The 19,439-nt window shown below is 69.8% G+C and carries 16 protein-coding genes and 2 tRNA genes; 14 read left to right on the plus strand and 4 right to left on the minus strand.

Annotation, left to right across the window (positions count from 1 at the left end):
- Nucleotides 1–27 precede the first annotated feature (27 nt).
- On the plus strand, nt 28–837 hold the full coding sequence (locus ACFY3C_RS05780) for an Fpg/Nei family DNA glycosylase (protein ID WP_386571749.1): 810 nt from the start codon (nt 28–30) through the stop codon (nt 835–837).
- Nucleotides 838–850: 13 nt separating this feature from the next.
- On the opposite strand, the gene ACFY3C_RS05785 is transcribed toward ACFY3C_RS05780, so the two are convergent.
- Nucleotides 851–2,092, minus strand: a complete 1,242-nt coding sequence (locus ACFY3C_RS05785) for a GNAT family N-acetyltransferase (protein WP_390769835.1) — start codon at nt 2,090–2,092, stop codon at nt 851–853.
- A gap of 175 nt (nt 2,093–2,267) precedes the next feature.
- On the opposite strand from ACFY3C_RS05785, the gene ACFY3C_RS05790 reads away from it, so the two are divergent.
- The 4 genes from ACFY3C_RS05790 to ACFY3C_RS05805 all read left to right on the plus strand — a co-directional run bounded on the left by ACFY3C_RS05790 (nt 2,268) and on the right by ACFY3C_RS05805 (nt 5,604).
- Nucleotides 2,268–3,443, plus strand: a complete 1,176-nt coding sequence (locus ACFY3C_RS05790) for a PP2C family protein-serine/threonine phosphatase (RefSeq protein ID WP_390769836.1) — start codon at nt 2,268–2,270, stop codon at nt 3,441–3,443.
- A 146-nt stretch (nt 3,444–3,589) separates the two neighbouring features.
- Nucleotides 3,590–4,339, plus strand: coding sequence for an ABC transporter ATP-binding protein (locus tag ACFY3C_RS05795; RefSeq protein ID WP_390769837.1), 750 nt, complete (start codon nt 3,590–3,592; stop codon nt 4,337–4,339).
- 555 nt (nt 4,340–4,894) lie between these two features.
- Complete coding sequence (locus tag ACFY3C_RS05800) at nt 4,895–5,149, plus strand: hypothetical protein (protein ID WP_390769838.1); 255 nt, start codon at nt 4,895–4,897, stop codon at nt 5,147–5,149.
- On the plus strand, nt 5,146–5,604 hold the full coding sequence (locus tag ACFY3C_RS05805) for an HD domain-containing protein (RefSeq protein ID WP_390769839.1): 459 nt from the start codon (nt 5,146–5,148) through the stop codon (nt 5,602–5,604). The genes ACFY3C_RS05800 and ACFY3C_RS05805 overlap by 4 nt, the downstream gene beginning before the upstream one ends.
- Before the next feature lie 67 nt (nt 5,605–5,671).
- Here the strand turns inward: ACFY3C_RS05805 and ACFY3C_RS05810 are convergent, their stop codons facing one another.
- Nucleotides 5,672–6,769: an acyltransferase family protein gene (locus ACFY3C_RS05810; RefSeq protein ID WP_390769840.1), complete on the minus strand. Its 1,098-nt coding sequence runs from the start codon at nt 6,767–6,769 to the stop codon at nt 5,672–5,674.
- A 532-nt stretch (nt 6,770–7,301) separates the two neighbouring features.
- On the opposite strand from ACFY3C_RS05810, the gene ACFY3C_RS05815 reads away from it, so the two are divergent.
- The 3 genes from ACFY3C_RS05815 to ACFY3C_RS05825 all read left to right on the plus strand — a co-directional run bounded on the left by ACFY3C_RS05815 (nt 7,302) and on the right by ACFY3C_RS05825 (nt 10,286).
- Nucleotides 7,302–7,496, plus strand: a complete 195-nt coding sequence (locus ACFY3C_RS05815) for a hypothetical protein (protein WP_386571759.1) — start codon at nt 7,302–7,304, stop codon at nt 7,494–7,496.
- A gap of 57 nt (nt 7,497–7,553) precedes the next feature.
- Nucleotides 7,554–9,686 (plus strand): PQQ-binding-like beta-propeller repeat protein, encoded by a 2,133-nt coding sequence (locus ACFY3C_RS05820; RefSeq protein WP_390769841.1) that lies wholly within the window; start codon nt 7,554–7,556, stop codon nt 9,684–9,686.
- 402 nt (nt 9,687–10,088) lie between these two features.
- Nucleotides 10,089–10,286: an RICIN domain-containing protein gene (locus ACFY3C_RS05825; protein ID WP_390769842.1), complete on the plus strand. Its 198-nt coding sequence runs from the start codon at nt 10,089–10,091 to the stop codon at nt 10,284–10,286.
- A gap of 75 nt (nt 10,287–10,361) precedes the next feature.
- Here the strand turns inward: ACFY3C_RS05825 and ACFY3C_RS05830 are convergent.
- Nucleotides 10,362–10,432, minus strand: a tRNA-Gly gene (locus ACFY3C_RS05830).
- 163 nt (nt 10,433–10,595) lie between these two features.
- Here ACFY3C_RS05830 and ACFY3C_RS05835 point away from each other — a divergent pair.
- The 5 genes from ACFY3C_RS05835 to clpX all read left to right on the plus strand — a co-directional run bounded on the left by ACFY3C_RS05835 (nt 10,596) and on the right by clpX (nt 15,432).
- A tRNA-Pro gene (locus ACFY3C_RS05835) sits at nt 10,596–10,672 on the plus strand.
- A gap of 179 nt (nt 10,673–10,851) precedes the next feature.
- Entirely contained in the window at nt 10,852–12,243 is a 1,392-nt protein-coding gene (gene tig / locus ACFY3C_RS05840; RefSeq protein WP_386571763.1) for a trigger factor, read from the plus strand.
- Nucleotides 12,244–12,623: 380 nt separating this feature from the next.
- Nucleotides 12,624–13,229, plus strand: a complete 606-nt coding sequence (locus ACFY3C_RS05845) for an ATP-dependent Clp protease proteolytic subunit (protein WP_067318360.1) — start codon at nt 12,624–12,626, stop codon at nt 13,227–13,229.
- 67 nt (nt 13,230–13,296) lie between these two features.
- Nucleotides 13,297–13,962 (plus strand): ATP-dependent Clp protease proteolytic subunit, encoded by a 666-nt coding sequence (locus ACFY3C_RS05850; RefSeq protein ID WP_386571764.1) that lies wholly within the window; start codon nt 13,297–13,299, stop codon nt 13,960–13,962.
- 183 nt (nt 13,963–14,145) lie between these two features.
- A complete protein-coding gene (gene clpX, locus ACFY3C_RS05855) occupies nt 14,146–15,432 on the plus strand; it encodes an ATP-dependent Clp protease ATP-binding subunit ClpX (RefSeq protein WP_067003552.1) in 1,287 nt (428 codons plus the stop codon).
- Between the two features lie 73 nt (nt 15,433–15,505).
- Here clpX and ACFY3C_RS05860 read toward each other — a convergent pair whose 3' ends face one another.
- Entirely contained in the window at nt 15,506–16,441 is a 936-nt protein-coding gene (locus tag ACFY3C_RS05860) for a hypothetical protein (RefSeq protein ID WP_390769843.1), read from the minus strand.
- 137 nt (nt 16,442–16,578) lie between these two features.
- Here ACFY3C_RS05860 and ACFY3C_RS05865 point away from each other — a divergent pair, with 137 nt between their 5' ends.
- Nucleotides 16,579–19,203 carry a valine--tRNA ligase gene (locus ACFY3C_RS05865; protein ID WP_390769844.1) on the plus strand — a complete coding sequence of 875 codons (2,625 nt, stop codon included), beginning with the start codon at nt 16,579–16,581 and terminating at the stop codon, nt 19,201–19,203.
- Nucleotides 19,204–19,439 lie beyond the last annotated feature (236 nt).

Consider the following 19,439-nt stretch of genomic DNA (forward strand, 5'->3'; position numbering starts at 1 on the left):
GTCACGGTAGGAAAGGACACCTCAGCCGTGCCAGAAGGGCACACCATCCACCGGCTGGCCCAGGACTACGCCGAGCGCTTCCAGGGCACCGCCCCACGGGTGACCAGCCCCCAGGGCAAGTTCTCGGACGCGGCCGACCTGCTGGACGGCGCCCTCCTCACCGGCACCGAGGCCCACGGCAAGCACCTCTTCCTCCGGTTCCGCGACACCGACTGGGTCCACATCCACCTCGGCCTCTTCGGCAAGGTCGGCTTCGGGCCCACCCCCGCACCCCCGCCCACCGACACCGTCCGCCTCCGCCTCGCGAACGGCACCGCGTACGTCGACCTGCGCGGCCCGACGACCTGCGCGCTCATCACGGACGACGAGAAGCGGGCGATACACGACCGCCTCGGCCCCGACCCCCTCCGCGCGGACGCCGACCCGGGCGCGGCACACCGGAGGATCTCCCGCAGCCGTACGACGATCGCCGCGCTGCTGATGGACCAGAAGATCATCGCCGGCGTGGGCAACGTCTACCGCGCCGAGGTCCTCTTCCGGCACCGGATCGACCCGTACCGCGCGGGCCGGGACATCACCCCGGCCGAGTGGGACGCCATCTGGGCCGACCTCGTCGCGCTCATGCGCGAGGGTGTGCGCAACAACCGCATCGACACGGTCCGCCCCGAGCACACCCCGGAGGCGATGGGCCGCCCGCCCCGCGTGGACGACCACGGCGGCGAGGTCTACGTCTACCGCCGGGCCACCCTGCCCTGCCACATCTGCGGCACCGAGATCCGCACCGCAGACCTCGCCGCCCGCAACCTCTTCTGGTGCCCTACCTGTCAGCAGCCCTGAGCGGGAGCAGCCGTCAGAAGCCGTGCGGCAGCCACGGGGCCACCGGTGAGGCGAACGCCACCGACGCCTCCGTCAGCGCCCCGTCCCGCAGTTCCCGTCCCCGGCCGGCCGCCGCCAGCGACAGCAGGGTCACGCCGCCGAGGTAGGCCGCGCCCAACTCCCGTACGGACAGGGTGAGATCGGCGGCGTCGGTCGTACGCTCGCAGGTCGCGCCCTTGGTGTCGCCGGTCAGTCGCCAACGCCCGGCGTTCCAGGGGCAGAAGTCGTCCGCCACCTCGAACACGACGTCCACCGGCGCCTGATAGGTGCGCGCCGCCAGCGCCGCACCGACGTCGACGAGACGGACGTAGCACGAGTCCCGCAGTTGCGGCACGCAGCGCCGGATGTCGGAGACCAGGTACTGCCACGCGTCGTCGACCGGCCGCCCCCGCACGGTCAGGTTCGTCATCAGGTCGATGTCGAACAGGAAGCGCCACAGCGCCGCATCGGTCGCCGGGTCCAGCGCGGCGAGGTCCTCCAGCGACACCGTGCCGTTGTGCCCGGTCGGCCCCCAGCCCAGCTTGGTGCGGAAACGGGCGTACCCGGTGACCTCACCGTCCCGCTCGGCGACCACGCACTGCAGCGCGGACGCGCCGTCCCGCTCGCTCTCCGGGTCGAGCAGCGCCACCCGCTCCCAGCCGGGCTGCCGGGCCAGCATCCCGGGCCGGCGCGGCACCAGCGCCGCGTACACCGCCTCGCACTCGGCGAGGACGTCGGCGGGCCGCGCGTACCGCAGCCGTATCTCCTCGGTGCCGGCGGGCAGGGCCAGTTCCACCCGGCTCGTGTCGATCTCGGCGCGCAGCTGGAAGGTGGCGGCGCCGTACCCGAAGCGGCCGTAGATGGCCGGCTCGGAGGCCTGCAGCACCGCCAGCGGCTCGCCCAGGGCGTGCACATCGTCCAACTGGCGCCGCATCATCGAGGTCAGCACGCCGCGCCGCCGGTGCGTGGCGGCCACGCTCACCATGGTGACGCCTGCGGCGGGCACCAGGGACCCGCCCGGCACGGTCATCCGGAAGTTGAACGCCCCCGCCGTCCCCACCAGCACGTCCCCGTCCCAGGCGGCCAGGGAACGGTCGAAGTCGGTGAGTGATTTGTCCAGTTCACGCTCCTCGGGCGACGCCTGACCCGCGCCGAAGGCGCGGATCAGGTTGTCCCACCACCCGTCCCACTCCTCGGGGCGCAATACCTTCAACTCGGTCGTACGGTCAGTCGCCATGAGCCATGCCTATCAGGGCATTGCGGGACGAGCCAGTGAATTTCTCCCGGGCGGCGGCGCGATGGCCCTCCGTGCCGTTCACTGTGAAGTTGAACCGCGAAGTTACGCCTCTCACGGGGGACAAGTGGGACCTCCCGTGCCAAGGGGCTGGTCCGATCGATAGGGTCCCGAACTAATGGCAGCAGGACGAGAGCGGCGCGCGAAGGCCGAGACGTTCACGGCCCGGTGGAAGATGCAGTGGCACCGGGCCCGTGTCGGCCTGCGCAGAAGCGCCGTGGACTACTTCCGCGGCGACGGCTCGGACTGGATCGCGCTCGTCGGTCTGCTGCTCACCATCCCTGTCCTCGCGGCCATGACCCTCGCCAACTCGGTGTGGTGCTCCCCGGGGACCCTCGTGCTGCCGATCGTCGCGGGCGGCCTGCTGCTGCGCCCGGCGAGCCTGCTCGGCCTGTACGCGGCGGCGGCCACCGCGCTGATCGTGGAGTCGGTGCGGCTCGGCCCGTACACCGAGGGGCCTTCGCGGGTGACCCCCGGGGTGGTCCTGGTGGTCGCGGCCTGCGGCTTCTTCGGGCTGCTCACGGCCCAGTTCCGCAGCCGGGTCGGCGTGCCCTGGCGGCGCGGCGGCACCATGCTCTTCGACCTGCGCGAGCGGATCCGGGTGCAGAGCAAGCTGCCGAAGCTGCCGCACGGCTGGCACCACGAGATGGCGCTGCGCCCGGCGGGCGGCCAGTCCTTCTCGGGCGACTTCGTCGTCGCGGCCCGTACGAACAGCGGCCGCACCCTGGAGGTCGTGCTCACGGACGTGTCCGGCAAGGGCATGGACGCGGGATCGCGTGCGCTGCTGCTGTCGGGTGCGTTCGGCGGACTGCTGGGCTCCCTCGCCCCGCACGCCTTCCTCCCGGCCGCCAACGGCTACCTGCTCCGCCAGGACTGGGACGAGGGCTTCGCCACCTCCATCCACCTGGTGCTGGACCTGGACTCCGGGGACTACGAGCTGTACTCGGCGGGCCATCCGCCGGGGCTGCAGCTGAGCGCGGGCAGCGGACGCTGGGAGGAGAAGGCGGCCGAGGGCCCGCTGCTGGGTGTGTACGACGGCGCCCAGTTCGACCCCGTGAAGGGCTCGCTGCGCCCCGGGGACGTGTTGATGCTGTTCACGGACGGACTGGTGGAAACCTCCGACCGCGACATCGTGGAGGGCATCGACCGCCTCACCGGAGAGGCCGACCGCTATGTCGCCGGCGGGTTCCACGGCGCCGCCTGGCACCTCATCGAGGCGGTCGCCAAGGACGTCAACGACGACCGGGCCCTGCTCCTGATCTGCCGCCAGGCAGTGCCGGCGACGGCCCGCTGAGCCACCCCCGGGGAATGCCGGGCGGGATTGCCGGGGGTGGGGTTTTCCCCCGCCCGGATCCGCCAGCCGTCCGCATGGTCCGGCCACCCTCCGTATCCGTACGGTCGAGACACGTCACCGAACGCCCACGGACCGGAGGGACCCCCATGCCAAGCGACTGGGCCGTAGAACTGCACGGAGTCACGCGCCACTACGGACGCGGAGGCGCCGCCGTGCACGCCCTGCGCGGCATCGACCTCGCCCTTCCCGCCGGCACCTTCACCGCGGTGATGGGGCCCTCCGGCTCCGGCAAGTCCACGTTCCTGCAGTGCGCGGCGGGCCTGGACCGCCCCACCGCGGGCCGGGTCGTGCTCGGCGGCACGGACATCACCGGGCTGAGCGAGAACAAGCTGACCGCACTGCGCCGCACCCGCCTGGGCTTCGTCTTCCAGGCCTTCAACCTCCTCCCCTCCCTCACGGTCGCACAGAACGTCATGCTGCCGATGCGACTGGCCGGCCGCCGCCCCGACCGCCACCGCTGTGCCGAGGTACTCGCCCAGGTCGGCCTCGCCGACAAGGCCCGCCGCCGCCCGAGCGAGCTGTCCGGCGGCCAGCAGCAGCGCGTGGCCGTCGCCCGGGCCCTGGTCGCCCGCCCCGACGTCGTCTTCGCGGACGAGCCCACCGGCGCCCTGGACACCACCACCGCCGCCGAGATCCTCGCCCTGCTCCGCGAGGCCGTGGACACCCAGCGCGCCACGATCGTCATGGTCACCCACGACCCGACGGCCGCCGCCTGGGCCGACCGAGTCCTGTTCCTGGCCGACGGCCAACTGATCGACCACCTGGACCGAGCCCCCGCCTCCCACATCGCGTCCCGCATGACAACCCTCACCACCCACGCCCGCCCAGCAGCCTGACACCCCACAAGCCAGTCGACGGCGCGAGCCCAACCACGCCCACAACTCCCACCAGCACTCCCGCCCCGCGGGGTCTACCCGCCCCCATCGACGGCGCCCCCGCCCCGCGGGGCCCTCTGGCACCCGCCGACGAATCCCGCAGGCCCCACCCACGTCCCGCATGCGCCGACGGCGCTCGCGCCCCTCAGGGCCCGCCTGCACGCGCCGATGGATCGCGCAGGCCCCACCCACGTCCCGCATGCGCCGACGGCGCTCGCGCCCCTCAGGACCCGCCTGCACGCGCCGATGGATCGCGCAGGCCCCACCCACGTCCCGCATGCGCCGACGGCGCTCCCGCCCCACAGGGCCGACCCGCACCCGCCGACGAATCCCGCACGCCACGTCCCGCACCCGCCAACAGCGCTGCCGCCCCACGGGGTGCACCCGCACCCACCGACGAATCCCGCACGCCCCACCCACACCACCCACCCACACCACATCCCGCACCCGCCGACGGCGAATCCGCCCCACAGGGGCCACCCGCACCCGACGACGAAAGCAGTACGGGTGGTGCGGGTGGGAAACACATCCCCGCCGAAGGCGAAGCCGAGGCGGACCGACCCCGAACGGCACCCAGATGCGCCCCAACGGCCTGGCAAGAGCATCGCTCCGCTTCAAGCCCTCCACCTTCATCGGCACCTTCATCGCCCGCGCCCTCACCGCGATGATCTGGTCTACGGCGCCTTCGTCGGCGGCATCCTGCTGCTCGGGCTGACCGCGGTCACCGTCCCGGCCCGCGCGGCGCTGCGCCGCGAGACACTGGACGAGTGACCGAGACACCACTCACCCTGGCCGAGGTCGAGAGCCTCGCCCGCACCGCGCACGCGGGGCAGACCGACAAGGCGGGACGGCCGTACGCGGAGCACCTCGCGGCCGTCGCGGACGGGGTGCGCGCCCGCGGCGGGGACGCCGAGCAGATCGCGGCGGCCTGGCTGCACGACTCCGTCGAGGACGACGCGCTGAGCGAGGAGTGGCTGACGGCGGCCGCCCTGACCGACCGCACCAAAGCCATCGTGCGCGCCGTCACCAAGCGGGCGGGGGAGGAACCGGAGGAGTACGCGCGCCGGATCCTCGCCACCCCGGGCGCGCTGCTGGTGAAGCAGGCCGACCTGGCGCACAACGCCGACCCGGAGCGGCTCGCGGTCCTGGCCGGGCCGACCCGGGAACGACTGACCCAGAAGTACGCACGGATGCACGCACTTCTCGGTCTGGAACAGCGGGGTTAGACGCGCGCGCGAGCAGCCGGCGGACCTGGACGCGCGAGCAAGGGAGCCAGTCGCTCGAACAGCGGAGCTAGACGCCGACCTTCTGCCGCTCGCGCTCCTTCTGCTGGCGCTCGCGGGCCAGTTCGGCCGCGTCCTGCTTGAACGCCCACTCCATCTTCGGTTCCATCGCGAACCGGAAGACCCGCTGCACGGGCCGGGTGCAGAGCAGCGTGACGACGGTGGCCGCGACGACGGTCACCGCGATCTCGCCGAGCGGGTGGTGCAGCCAGGAGTGGTCGAACCAGCCCTGGTAGTCGGCGAACTTCCCCAGGAAGCCGTGCAGCAGATAGCCGTACAAGGTGCCCGCGCCGAGCGCCGTGAACCACATCTTCCGGCGCGGCACCCAGGCGAAGAAGCAGGCCGTCAGCACCAGCGAGCAGCCCAGCATCGCGAGCACCATCACCGGGCCGCACCACCACGGCGCGCCCAGCTCCTGCGCGGAGTCGCGGTGGTAGAACCACGCGGTGTTCATGCGCGGCACCGCCCACCAGCCGACCGCCAGCGCGACGGCGACGATGGGCACCGAGGCGATCCGCACCGAGCGGCGGCGCACCAGTTGGAAGTGCTCGGGCTTCATGCACAGGCCGAGCACGAAGTACGGCAGGAACTGCAGGACGCGCTGGAGGTCGAGGTCGTCACCGATGCTCGGCGTCATGCTGGCCAGCACGGCGAGGCCGACGGCCATCGGCAGCGGCCAGCGCACCAGCTTCCAGATCGGTGTCGTCAGCCGCCAGACGAACAGCGCCACCAGGAACCAGGTCAGGTACCAGGGATCGAGGAGGCTGATCGGCTCGTGGGAGCCCTCGTCGACGGCGTTCTTGAAGAGCGGGTACGCGGTCTCGAAGAGGACGTACGGCACGGCGACACCGGTGATGAGCCGCTTCAGCCGGTCCGGGCGCATGTCGAAACTGCGTGAGAAGAAGCCGGAGATGATGATGAACGCCGGCATGTGGAAGGTGTACACGACGGTGTACATGGCCTCCAGGATCCGGCTGTCGCCCTTCAGCGGTTCCCAGGCGTGCCCGATCGCGACGAGCACGATCGCCAGGTACTTGGCGTTGTCGAAGAACGAGTCGCGCTGTTTGCCCGGTCTGTCCGCGGGCGGCCGCCGCTTCTGCGCACTCATCGGGGTACGCGGACTGGGCACTCCGTCCGCCGGCGACTGTGCCGGGGGGAGTGGCCTGCGGGTGTGGCCGGGGGACGAGGCGGCGTCGAACATCTCAGGCACCCTAGCGTCGACTGTGGGATTTCGTAAAACCCCCGTGGTCATTCCTGGTTATCACCTTCGGATACCCACTGATTTACATGTCTTGCCTCCCCTGTCCACGTGATGATGGGCACAGCCAAGCCCTCCGTTCAGCCTCAATGTCCCGATTCATCCCGACTAATTGGGGCATAGTGCGCCCCTGTGTCATGAATTCGAATTCCCTGCGCATGTGATGTGTGGGCACCGAAACGAAGCTGTGCAATTCCCTGTGGAGTCCGGCGCGGGTGGCCCGTCGAATTACTGTGCGGGGCGTCGCCCGCCGCGGGTGCTCGTCCAACGTTGCGTCACGAACCGCATGAGGCAGCCGGGTTGGTGGCACGATGGTTCTGGCGGGGGTGCGGGGCCGTACCCCCGGGCCGGGAGAGCGGACCGACCGAGGGTGTGATCAGTTGTGGCCATTTCACTGTCTGTGGTGCTGCTGTTGGCGATCATCCTTGTGGTGCTGATCCGAGGCGGGAACATCAAACCCGGTCCGGCCATCGTCGCCGTCCTCTTCGGTTTCTTCCTCGCCTCGACCGGCATGGCGCCGTCCATCAACCGGTTCCTGAACTCGATAGCCGAGACCATCAACCAGATCAGGTTCTGACGCCGGCCGGGGGGCCGGCAGAGCTGGACAACTGAAACAACGGGGGGACGTACGGGGATGGCGCTGCGCGACTCGGATCCGCGGGAAGTGGGCGGCTACCGGATCGAGGACCGTCTCGGCAGCGGCGGCATGGGAGTGGTCTACCTGGCCCGCTCCGCCTCCGGCCGCAGGCTCGCCGTGAAGGTCGTCCACGGCCAGTACACCGACGACGACGAGTTCCGCATCCGATTCCGCCGCGAGGTGGCCGCCGTCCGCCAGGTCAGCGGCGCCTTCACGGCACCCGTGGTGGACGCGGACGCCGACGCACCGCGCCCCTGGATGGCCACGCTCTACATCCCCGGCGAGGACCTCGGCACCCACGTCCGCCGCCACGGACCCCTGCCGCCCCACCGGCTGCGCGCACTCGCCGCAGGCCTCGCCGAGGCCCTGCGCGACATCCACCGTGCCGGCGTGGTCCACCGCGACCTGAAACCGGCCAACGTGATGCTCGCCGACGACGGCCCCCGGGTCATCGACTTCGGCATCTCCCGCGCGGCCGAGTCGGCCGCCGCCGACGCCCTCACCCAGACCGGGCGCGTGATGGGCACCCCGCCCTTCATGTCACCGGAGCAGTTCTCCTCCCCGCACGAGGTCGGCCCGGCCGCCGACATCTTCTCCCTCGGCGCGGTCCTGGTGTACGCCGCCACCCGGCACGGCCCCTTCGACAGCACGAGCCCTTGGGAGACGGCCACGAAGGTCGTCGAGGGCGAGCCCGAACTCGACGGCCTCCCCGACGATCTGCTCCCCTTCGTCCGGCTCTGCCTGGAAAAACACCCCAAGTCCCGGCCGACCCCCGACGAACTCCTGGCCTTCCTGCGCGAGGGCCGCCTGCCGGACCCGCGCCCGAAGCCCGAGCCGCAGGAGAGCGCGCCCACCCGCCCGCGCACCCGGCGCCGCAAACTCTGGCCGGCCGTGACCGCGGGCGCCCTGGTGCTCGCGGCGGCAGCCTCCGCGACCGCACTGCGACTGACCGGGGGCGAGCACGGCCGGCCCGGCGACCTGCCCCCGGGCTGGCACGCCTGGCAGGCCCGGGAGACCGACAGGAAGACCACCCCCGGCGGGGCGTTCACCTCCTGCACCGCGCTCGACGGCGGGCTGGTCTGCGCCGGCGACGGCCTCAAGGCCGTCCGCTTCTCGCTGGCCACCGGCAAGGTCGCCTGGAGCCTCCCGGAGGACGACCACCCCGACCGGAGCAACAGCGGCAGCGCCTACCCCGACAGCGGAGTGATCGGCACGCACGGACACGACGTCTACACCGTCGCCGACACAAGGGTCCACTCGGACCAGAACAGCCACTTCGTCTTCCAGGCCGTCGACGCCCGCACCGGAAAGATCCGCTGGAACAGGCCCCTCGGCGAAGGGAAACCCACCGCGGCGGAGGGCACGGTCACGGTCACCGGCGACGGGCCGATCGTCACCTACGGCAAGGACGGCAAGACCTACTCCCTGCTGGACACCGCCCGCGGCACCCCCCGCTGGAAGCGCACCATGCCCGCGAACGACACCTGCGGGCTGCACAGCGCGCACGGGAACGGCTACCTCGTGTGCGTCGACGTCAACAGCACGCACACCACGATCACCCGGATCGACCCCGCCCACGGCACGGCCCGCTGGGCCACCAAGGTGGTCGGCCCCCTCACCCTGGCCGGCCAGACCGGCGACCGCCTGGTCCTCATCACCTCCCCGGACTCCCCCGTGGGCCCGGACGAGTCCGAGATTCCCCCCTACCGCCGCATCACCCTCCTGAACCTCGCCGACCGCTCACCGCACGTCGTCCCACTGGACCGCTCCGTGCCCTGGGCCGCCACCCCCACCCTGGCCGACGGCACCCTCTACTTCGTCCTCGACAGCGGCGAGGTCCGCGCCGTCGCCCCGAGAACCGGCCACACCCTCTGGGACACCCCCTCCTCCGTCGAACGCCCCGGCGCCCCCGCCGTCTCCGACACCTACGTCCTCCTCTCCTCCCCGGGAGGCCGCCTCGCCGTCCTGGACCGTCGCACCGGCAAGGAACTCCACAGCGTCCCCGGCCGCGCCACCGGCCCGGAACCCTTCACCAGCAACGCCGGCACACCCCCGGTCCTCCGGGGAGACGCCGTCTACGTCGCCTACGGCACCCGCTCGGTGTACAGCGTGAACATCAGGGCCCTGTGACAGGTGGTCGACCGCGAAGATCGCCGACGACTACCTCGCCGTGATATCGAGCCCCGACGGGAATCCCCCGCCGCAAGGGCGGATCCGAGTGTGCTGAGCCCCCTGTAAAGGAGCTGGTTGTCGCCGTGTCCAAAGGCAAGAAGACGATCATGGGCGGTTCCGTGGTGGCGACAGCGCATGTGTTCTGGCCCTCTCCACCTCGGCCGCAGGCTCCGACGGCTCGGTGCAGTTCGAGAACGACTGCACCAGAGACTGCCTCGCCATTCCCGACCCGAGCCTGGCCAATGGCGTCGGCGCGATCCAGTGGACCTGAAACACCAACTATGACCAGCAGTGGATCATAGAAAATCATGACCACGGCAACACCGGGCAATTCACGCTCAAGAACCGCTGGAGTGGCAAGTGCCTCGCCATGCCATTCAGTGGACCTGTAACGGCGGCAGCGAGCAACTGTGGATCCATGACAGCATCGGCCGCCTGCGGAACGTGGCGAGCGACAGATGCCTCGCGGTCCCCAACGGAAGCTGGAAGGACGGGACCGAAGTCATCCAGTGGACGTGCACAACCAACACCGACCAGCGGTGGAACGCCCTGGTTTAGGGCGACAGAAGCCTCGGGGACGACCGAAGGCCCAGGGCGAGGAAACCACCTCTCACCTGGGCCTTCGGTCTTCAGAGCGGGCGACGGGAATCGAACCCGCGTAGCTAGTTTGGAAGACTAGGGCTCTACCATTGAGCTACGCCCGCAACAGTGCGCCGCAGGTCGGTGACCTCGGCACTGCTGAGCATCGTAGCGGGTCGCCCGCCACGGAGGCCAACGCGTTTGGACTGCGGCGATGCCACGCGCGCGGCAGTCGGCAAAGCGGCCGACGGATCCGGCCGGGGCATGTACCCTACGTGTCGCACCAGACGGGGTGTGGCGCAGCTTGGTAGCGCGTCCGCTTTGGGAGCGGAAGGCCGTGGGTTCAAATCCCGCCACCCCGACCACCGGCTCACGGCGCAGCGGTGATCGCCTTTTGGGGCGCTGAGCGGCTGCGGTTACTATGCAAGCTGCGCGCCCGTGTGTCCCGGCCCACTCGGCCTACGAACTCCTTCGGGCGGCGAAATCCGCCGGACCAGTCTGGCTCCGGCAGAACCCAAGAAGTCAGCCACAAGGAGACCGAACCGTGAAGAGCGCCGTGGAGACCCTGAACCCGACCCGGGTTCGGCTCACTGTCGAGGTGCCCTTCGAGGAGCTCAAGGACAGCCTCGACGCGGCGTACAAGAAGATCAACCAGCAGGTCACGGTGAAGGGCTTCCGCAAGGGCAAGATCCCGGCCCGCGTCATCGACCAGCGGTTCGGCCGCGGTGCGGTGCTGGAGGAGGCCGTCAACGACGCGCTCCCGAAGTTCTACACCGAGGCGGTCAACGAGGCCGAGCTGAGCCCGCTGGGCCAGCCCGAGGTCGACATCACCGAGCTGAAGGACGGCGAGACGCTGAACTTCACCGCCGAGGTCGACATCCGCCCGACCCTGGAGATCCCGGACTACTCCGGCATCGAGGTCGAGGTCGACGCCGTCGAGGTCACCGACGAGGACATCGAGAAGTCGGTCGAGCAGCTCCGTGAGCGCTTCGCCTCCACCTCCCCGGTCGAGCGCGCCGCCGAGGACGGCGACGTCGTCACCATCGACCTGGAGGCCAAGGTCGACGGCGAGGTGCTGGAGGACGGCATCGCCAACGGTGTCTCCTACACCATCGGCTCCGGCGAGCTGCTGGACGGCATCGACGACGCCGTGAAGGGCCTGGAGGCCGGTGGCGAGTCCACCTTCACCTCAGAGCTGAAGGGCGGCTCCGCCGCCGGCAAGGAGGCCGAGGTCACCGTCAAGGTCACCCAGGTCGCCGCCCGTGAACTGCCGGAGCTGGACGATGAGTTCGCGCAGCTCGCCTCCGAGTTCGACACCCTGGACGAGCTGAAGGCCGACAGCCGCAAGCGCCTGGCCAACATGAAGCAGTTCGACCAGGCCACCCAGGCGCAGGAGCGCGTCCTGGAGAAGCTCCTCGAGCTGGTCGAGGTCCCGGTCCCCGAGAAGCTGCTCGAGGACGAGATCAACACCCGCAAGCACAACCTGGAGCACCACCAGCTCGGCCAGATGGGCCTCACCCTCGAGAAGTACCTGGAGATCCAGGGCAAGACCGTCGAGGAGTTCGAGACCGAGACCCGCGAGGCCGCGGTCAAGGGCATCAAGACCCAGTTCGTCCTCGACGAGCTGGTCAAGAAGGAGAACCTCAACGTCAACCAGGAGGAGCTCACCGAGCACCTCATGCGGCGTGCGGCCTCCTCCGGCATGTCCCCCGACCAGTTCGCCCAGGCCGTCGTCGAGGGTGGCCAGGTGCCGCTCCTGGTCGGTGAGGTCGCCCGCGGCAAGGCCCTGGCCGTCGTGGTCGAGGCCGCCACGGTGAAGGACACCAACGGCGAGGTCATCGACCTGGACGACGAGGACGAGACCGAGGCCGCCATCGAGACGGTCGAGGCCGCCGAGGGCACCGAGGACGCGGCTGAGGAGAAGACCGAGGGCTGAGCCCCACGGCGTCTGTGACGACCTAGACGGGCCCCTGGGGACTTCCCAGGGGCCCGTTTGTCGTACCGGCCCGTACCGGCCAACCTGAAAGGGTGCGGTGCTGTATCCGTATGCCGCTCCGCCGCAGGGCGCGACCGGCCCCCGCACACCCACAGCCCGACGATCTCCCCACCACCCCCCACAAACCACACCGCCAAACCGGCGGAGCCCTCCGCTACGCCCCCGGCGAACACCCGCTTCTCCGGGATTCACCGAAGCGGCCTGAGCGTTAGGGTCCATGAATACGAGGGCAAGCTGGAGTTCCCGCTAAGCCCCGGCAGGACTACGTGAGACGGCCCGGCGCCGTCGTAAGACGAGCAGGTGGATACGTGACGAATCTGATGCCCTCCGCCGCCGGCGAGCCTTCCATCGGTGGTGGCCTCGGCGACCAGGTCTACAACCGGCTGCTCGGCGAGCGGATCATCTTCCTCGGCCAGCAGGTTGACGACGACATCGCCAACAAGATCACCGCTCAGCTGCTGCTCCTTGCGGCCGACCCCAGCAAGGACATCTACCTCTACATCAACAGCCCCGGCGGCTCGGTGACGGCCGGCATGGCGATCTACGACACCATGCAGTACATCCCGAACGACGTGGTCACGATCGGCATGGGCATGGCGGCCTCGATGGGCCAGTTCCTGCTCACCGGCGGCACCGCCGGCAAGCGCTTCGCCCTGCCGCACACGGACATCATGATGCACCAGGGCTCCGCGGGCCTCGGCGGTACGGTCTCGGACATCAAGATCCAGGCCCAGTACCTGCTGCGCACCAAGAAGACCATGTCCGAGCTGACCGCGCTGCACTCCGGCCAGACCGTCGAGACGATCGTCCGCGACGGCGACCGCGACCGCTGGTTCACCCCGGAAGAGGCCAAGGAGTACGGTCTCATTGACGAGATCATCACGCACGCCTCGGGTGTTCCGGGAGGCGGCGGCACCGGTGCCTGACCGGCCCGGCCACGCCAAGCACCGCCGAGACCCCAGCCCCCCGAACGCCACCAGGACGGTGAACCCCATGAGCAACTTCCCCGGCGCCGCCAGCGGCATGTACGAAGGGCCCCGCCCCGACAGCCGCTACGTCATCCCGCGCTTCGTCGAGCGCACCTCCCAGGGCATCCGCGAGTACGACCCGTACGCGAAGCTCTTCGAGGAGCGCGTGATCTTCCTGGGCGTCCAGATCGACGACGCCTCCGCCAACGACGTCATGGCGCAGCTGCTGTGCCTGGAGTCGATGGACCCCGACCGGGACATCTCGATCTACATCAACAGCCCCGGTGGTGACATGACGGCCCTCACGGCCATCTACGACACCATGCAGTTCGTGAAGCCCGACATCCAGACGGTGTGCATGGGCCAGGCGGCTTCCGCCGCGGCCATCCTGCTCGCCGCCGGTACGCCGGGCAAGCGCATGGCGCTGCCGAACTCGCGCGTGCTGATCCACCAGCCGGCCGGCTCCACCGGCCGCGGTCAGCTCTCCGACCTGGAGATCATCGCCAACGAGTTCACCCGGATGCGCGACCAGCTGGAGACCATGCTGGCCAAGCACTCCAACCGGCCGATCGAGCAGGTCCGCGAGGACATCGAGCGCGACAAGATCCTCACGGCCGAGGAAGCGCTTGAATACGGCATCGTCGACCAGATCATCTCCACCCGCAAGATGAACAACGCCTCGGTCCGCTGACGCGGGTCGACGTCTTCGTCGACGTATTCTCTGCCCCTCTTGGCACGGTGCACGTCAAAGTGAACCCTGCCAAGGGGGGCCCGAACACAGGGCCCGGCAAGGTACCGTCGGACATAAGGCAGCACCAGGAGCCGCTGGATTCGAAAGCGTCCAGGCGTCTCCCAGGCGAAGGGGAAGCACACCGTGGCACGCATCGGTGACGGCGGCGATCTGCTCAAGTGCTCGTTCTGCGGCAAGAGCCAGAAGCAGGTCAAGAAGCTCATCGCAGGGCCCGGTGTGTACATCTGCGACGAGTGCATCGATCTCTGCAACGAGATCATCGAGGAGGAGCTCGCCGAGACGAGCGAGGTGCGCTGGGAGGAACTCCCGAAGCCCCGCGAGATCTACGAGTTCCTGGAAGGCTACGTAGTCGGCCAGGAAGCGGCCAAGAAGGCCCTCTCCGTCGCGGTGTACAACCACTACAAGCGGGTCCAGGCAGGCGAGAACGGCGGCGCCCAAGGCCGCGACGACGCCATCGAGTTGGCGAAGTCCAACATCCTTCTGCTCGGCCCCACGGGCTCCGGCAAGACCCTCCTCGCGCAGACCCTGGCCCGCATGCTCAACGTCCCGTTCGCCATCGCCGACGCGACGGCGCTGACGGAGGCGGGGTACGTCGGCGAGGACGTCGAGAACATCCTCCTGAAACTGATCCAGGCAGCCGACTACGACGTCAAGAAGGCCGAGACCGGGATCATCTACATCGACGAGATCGACAAGGTCGCGAGGAAGAGTGAAAACCCTTCCATCACCCGCGACGTCTCGGGCGAGGGCGTCCAGCAGGCCCTGCTCAAGATCCTCGAGGGCACCACGGCCTCCGTCCCGCCGCAGGGCGGCCGTAAGCACCCCCACCAGGAGTTCATCCAGATCGACACGACGAACGTCCTGTTCATCGTGGGCGGTGCCTTCGCGGGCCTGGAGAAGATCATCGAGTCCCGGGCCGGCGCGAAGGGCATCGGCTTCGGCGCGACGATCCGCTCCAAGCGCGAACTGGAGGCCAAGGACCAGTTCGAGGACGTCATGCCCGAGGACCTGGTCAAGTTCGGCATGATCCCCGAGTTCATCGGCCGCCTCCCCGTCATCACCTCGGTCCACAACCTGGACCGCGAGGCCCTCCTCCAGATCCTGGTCGAGCCGCGCAACGCGCTCGTCAAGCAGTACCAGCGCCTCTTCGAACTCGACGGCGTGGAGCTGGACTTCGAGCGCGAGGCCCTGGAGGCCATCGCCGACCAGGCCATCCTCCGCCAGACCGGCGCCCGCGGCCTGCGCGCCATCATGGAGGAGGTCCTGATGTCGGTGATGTACGAGGTTCCGTCCCGCAAGGACGTGGCCCGCGTGGTCATCACCGCGGACGTGGTCCACTCCAACGTCAACCCGACGCTGATTCCGCGGGATGCGCGGGGGCGGGGCTCGGGGGAGCAGAAGACGGCGTAGCCGTCGTCACGGACGGACGCGAAGGGCCCCGGTCGGGATCGACCGGGGCCCTTCGCCGTTGTGCTGTAAGCCGTCAGGACTTGACGCGCACGTCGTTGCGGAGCTTGGCGGCAAGCTCCGCGGTGTCGGCGATCGTGCCGCCGTCACCGGAGGCGAGGCTGGCGAAGCTGAACGCCGTGACCCGGGCGGTCGTGCTGTGGTCGGCCCAGATGCAGACCGGCACCTTGACCGTCTTCGCCCCGGTGGTCGAGCCCGACCCGGTGTTGTCGAACTCGGCCACCTGGCACTTCATGACGCCGTTGGAGAAGCCCGACGGGTTGACCGTCTCGGGGCTGCCGATCAGCTTGCCCTTGTCGTCTTTCTCGGACTCCGTCTTGGCCTTGGCGAAGGCGGCGTCGATGAGCCCCTCGGGGTCGTCGATCGTGCCGTACACGCCGGAGAAGGAGAGCCCCTTCGTAGTCAGCCCCTTGCCGTTCTTGTAGGCGGCGCTGACACCCTTGGGGTCCTTCACGCCCGCCTTCTCGAAGTCCTGCAGGTCGGAGTCGCTGACGCTCTCCGCGTCGCTCGAGTCCGTCGACTTCGTGTACGTCCCGTTGATCACCGACGACGGAGCCGTCAGCTTGTGCGGGCCGTCGTCCGCGACGCTGCTGCTCCCGCTCAGCACGAAGTACGCGCCCACCGCGATCGCCGCGACGACCGCCACGGCACCGATGATCAGGCCCGTCTTCTTCTTGCCGCCGCCCGCGGCCGGCGGCTGCGGGACGCCGTAGGGCTGCTGGCCGTAAGGCTGCTGCTGGCCGTACGCGTTCGGCTGCTGCGGCGCACCCTGCTGCGGGTAGCCGTACCCGGGCTGCGGCGGGGCCGCAGGAGCCTGCTGGGGGTAGCCATAGCCGGGCTGGGGTGCCTGCGGCTGCTGGCCGTAGGGGCCCGGCTGGCCGTAGGGACCAGGCTGCCCCGGCTGGCCGTAGGGCGGCTGCTGGCCGTACGGGCCCGGCTGGTTGCTGCTCATTTCTGGGTTCCCCTCCAGATGCTTATGTGTTCCTGACATCCTGGACCAGGCACAGGAAGCACATGGCACCGGGGGCCGCACCGTTACAGAACAATCGCGTTTCGGGACCACCCCGTGACACCTCTAAACTGACCCCCGTGACCGAGAACGCTCAGCAGCAGCCACCCGCGCCCGACACCGAACTGCCGACCCAGTACGCGCCGGCCGATGTAGAGGGGCCGCTGTACGAGCGCTGGGTAGAGCGGGGTTACTTCGAGGCGGACGCGAAGAGCGACAAGCCGCCGTACACCGTCGTCATCCCGCCGCCGAACGTCACCGGCAGCCTCCACCTGGGCCACGCCTTCGAGCACACCCTCATCGATGCGCTGACGCGTCGTAAGCGCATGCAGGGGTTCGAGACGCTCTGGCAGCCCGGCATGGACCACGCCGGCATCGCCACGCAGAACGTCGTCGAGCGCGAGCTGGGCAAGGAGGGCAAGTCCCGCCACGACCTCGGCCGCGAGGCGTTCGTCGAGCGCGTCTGGCAGTGGAAGGGCGAGTCCGGCGGCCAGATCAGCGGCCAGATGCGCCGTCTGGGTGACGGTGTCGCCTGGTCCCGTGAGCGCTTCACGATGGACGAGGGCCTCTCCCAGGCCGTCCAGACCATCTTCAAGCGCCTCTACGACGACGAGCTGATCTACCGCGCCGAGCGCATCATCAACTGGTGCCCCCGCTGTCTGACGGCCATCTCGGACATCGAGGTCGAGTACCAGGACGACGACGGCGAGCTGGTCTCCATGAAGTACGGCGAGGGGGACGAGACCATCGTCGTCGCCACGACCCGTGCCGAGACCATGCTCGGTGACACCGCCGTCGCCGTTCACCCCGACGACGAGCGGTACAAGCACCTGGTCGGCAAGCTGATCCGCCTGCCGCTCACCGACCGCTCGATCCCGGTCGTCGCCGACACGCACGTCGACCCCGAGTTCGGCACGGGCGCCGTCAAGGTCACCCCCGCGCACGACCCGAACGACTTCGAGATCGGCCAGCGCCACAACCTGCCGTCCATCACGATCATGGACGAGCACGCGGTCATCACCGCCCACGGCCCCTTCCAGGGCCTGGACCGCCTGGAGGCCCGCTCCGCCATCGTCGCCGCGCTGCGCGCCGAGGGCCGGATCGTCGCCGAGAAGCGGCCCTACGTCCACAGCGTCGGCCACTGCTCGCGCTGCAAGACCACCATCGAGCCCCGCCTGTCCATGCAGTGGTGGGTCAAGGTCGGCCCGCTGGCGAAGGCCGCCGGTGACGCCGTCCGCGACGGCAAGGTCAAGATCCATCCGCAGGAGATGGAGAAGCGGTACTTCGACTGGGTCGACAACCTCCACGACTGGTGCATCTCGCGGCAGTTGTGGTGGGGCCACCGGATCCCGGTCTGGTACGGACCGGGCGGGGAAGTCGTGTGCGTCGGCCCCGACGACGAGGCGCCCACCGGCGAGGGCTGGCACCAGGACACCGACGTCCTCGACACCTGGTTCTCCTCCGGCCTGTGGCCCTTCTCCACGCTGGGCTGGCCCGAGCAGACCGAGTCGCTCGCGAAGTTCTACCCGAACTCCGTCCTGGTCACCGGCTACGACATCCTCTTCTTCTGGGTCGCCCGGATGATGATGTTCGGCCTGTACGCGATGGACGGCACCCCGCCGTTCCACACCATCGCCCTGCACGGCATGGTCCGCGACCAGTTCGGCAAGAAGATGTCGAAGTCCTTCGGCAACGCGGTCAACCCGCTGGACTGGATGGACAAGTACGGCTCCGACGCGCTCCGTTTCACCCTCGCGCGCGGTGCCAACCCCGGCGTCGACGTCCCGATCGGCGAGGACTGGGTCCAGGGCTCCCGCAACTTCGCCAACAAGATCTGGAACGCGACGCGCTTCGCGCTGATGAACGGCGCGACGGTGGACGGCCCGCTGCCGGACGCCTCCGCCATGTCGGCGGCGGACCGCTGGATCCTGTCCCGCCTCAACTCCGTCGTCGCCGAAGTCGACGCGCTCTACGACGACTTCCAGTTCGCCAAGCTGTCCGACGCCCTCTTCCACTTCGCGTGGGACGAGGTCTTCGACTGGTACGTCGAGCTGTCCAAGACGACGTTCCAGGCGGGCGGCGAGGCGGCCGAGGTCTCCAAGCGGGTCCTCGGCGAGGTCCTCGACGTCACCCTCAAGCTGCTGCACCCGATCGTCCCGTTCGTGACGGAGACCCTCTGGACCACCCTCACCGGTGGCGAGTCGGTCGTCATCGCCGACTGGCCGACGGACAGTGGTTTCCGTGACGCGGCCGCCGAGCGCGAGATCGAGTCGCTCCAGTCGGTCATCACCGAGGTCCGCCGCTTCCGCGCCGACCAGGGCCTCCAGCCCGGCCAGCGCGTCCCGGCCCGCCTCACCCTCGACGGCACGGCCCTCGCGCCCCACGAGGCCGCCATCCGCCAGCTCCTGCGCCTGCAGCCGGAGGGCGAGTCCTTCACGGCCACGGCCACTCTGCCGGTCGCCGGTGCCGAGGTCGCCCTCGACCTGTCCGGCACGATCGACGTGGCCGCGGAGCGCAAGCGCCTCGCGAAGGACCTGGCCGCCGCCGAGAAGGAGAAGGCCCAGGCCACGGCCAAGCTCGGCAACGAGGCGTTCCTGGCGAAGGCGCCGGACAACGTGGTCGACAAGATCCGCGGGCGCCTGTCCAAGGCAGACGAGGATATCGCCCGCATCCAGGCCCAGCTGGAGCGGTTGCCGCAGGCGTAAGGGCTCGTACGACGTCGAAGGCCCCCGGAGCTGCGAGGTCCCGGGGGCCTTCGTGTACCCGGGGGCAGGTTCCGCTCACCCGCGCTTGCGGGGTGCCGCTGCGCCCACCCGTGCCGCCCCTAGCGGCACGACTGCCCGCAGCTACGTACGGCACCTGGGCGGCCGACGGCGCTGCAACTCGCTAGGGGCGCGGGGAACTGCGCGACCAGCCCCCACGCACCCGCAGCCGGGAGACA

Origin of the sequence: Streptomyces sp. NPDC001410 (assembly GCF_042895235.1) — a bacterium.
Lineage (GTDB): Bacteria > Actinomycetota > Actinomycetes > Streptomycetales > Streptomycetaceae > Streptomyces.

Coding starts and splice junctions, on each gene's coding strand:
- ACFY3C_RS05785 (WP_390769835.1), bottom strand. CDS start 2,092: ATGGCGACTGACCGTACGACCGAGTTGAAGGTATTGCGCCCCGAGGAG.
- ACFY3C_RS05790 (WP_390769836.1), top strand. CDS start 2,268: ATGGCAGCAGGACGAGAGCGGCGCGCGAAGGCCGAGACGTTCACGGCC.
- ACFY3C_RS05795 (WP_390769837.1), top strand. CDS start 3,590: ATGCCAAGCGACTGGGCCGTAGAACTGCACGGAGTCACGCGCCACTAC.
- ACFY3C_RS05810 (WP_390769840.1), bottom strand. CDS start 6,769: ATGAGTGCGCAGAAGCGGCGGCCGCCCGCGGACAGACCGGGCAAACAG.
- ACFY3C_RS05820 (WP_390769841.1), top strand. CDS start 7,554: ATGGCGCTGCGCGACTCGGATCCGCGGGAAGTGGGCGGCTACCGGATC.
- ACFY3C_RS05845 (WP_067318360.1), top strand. CDS start 12,624: ATGCCCTCCGCCGCCGGCGAGCCTTCCATCGGTGGTGGCCTCGGCGAC.
- ACFY3C_RS05850 (WP_386571764.1), top strand. CDS start 13,297: ATGAGCAACTTCCCCGGCGCCGCCAGCGGCATGTACGAAGGGCCCCGC.
- ACFY3C_RS05860 (WP_390769843.1), bottom strand. CDS start 16,441: ATGAGCAGCAACCAGCCGGGCCCGTACGGCCAGCAGCCGCCCTACGGC.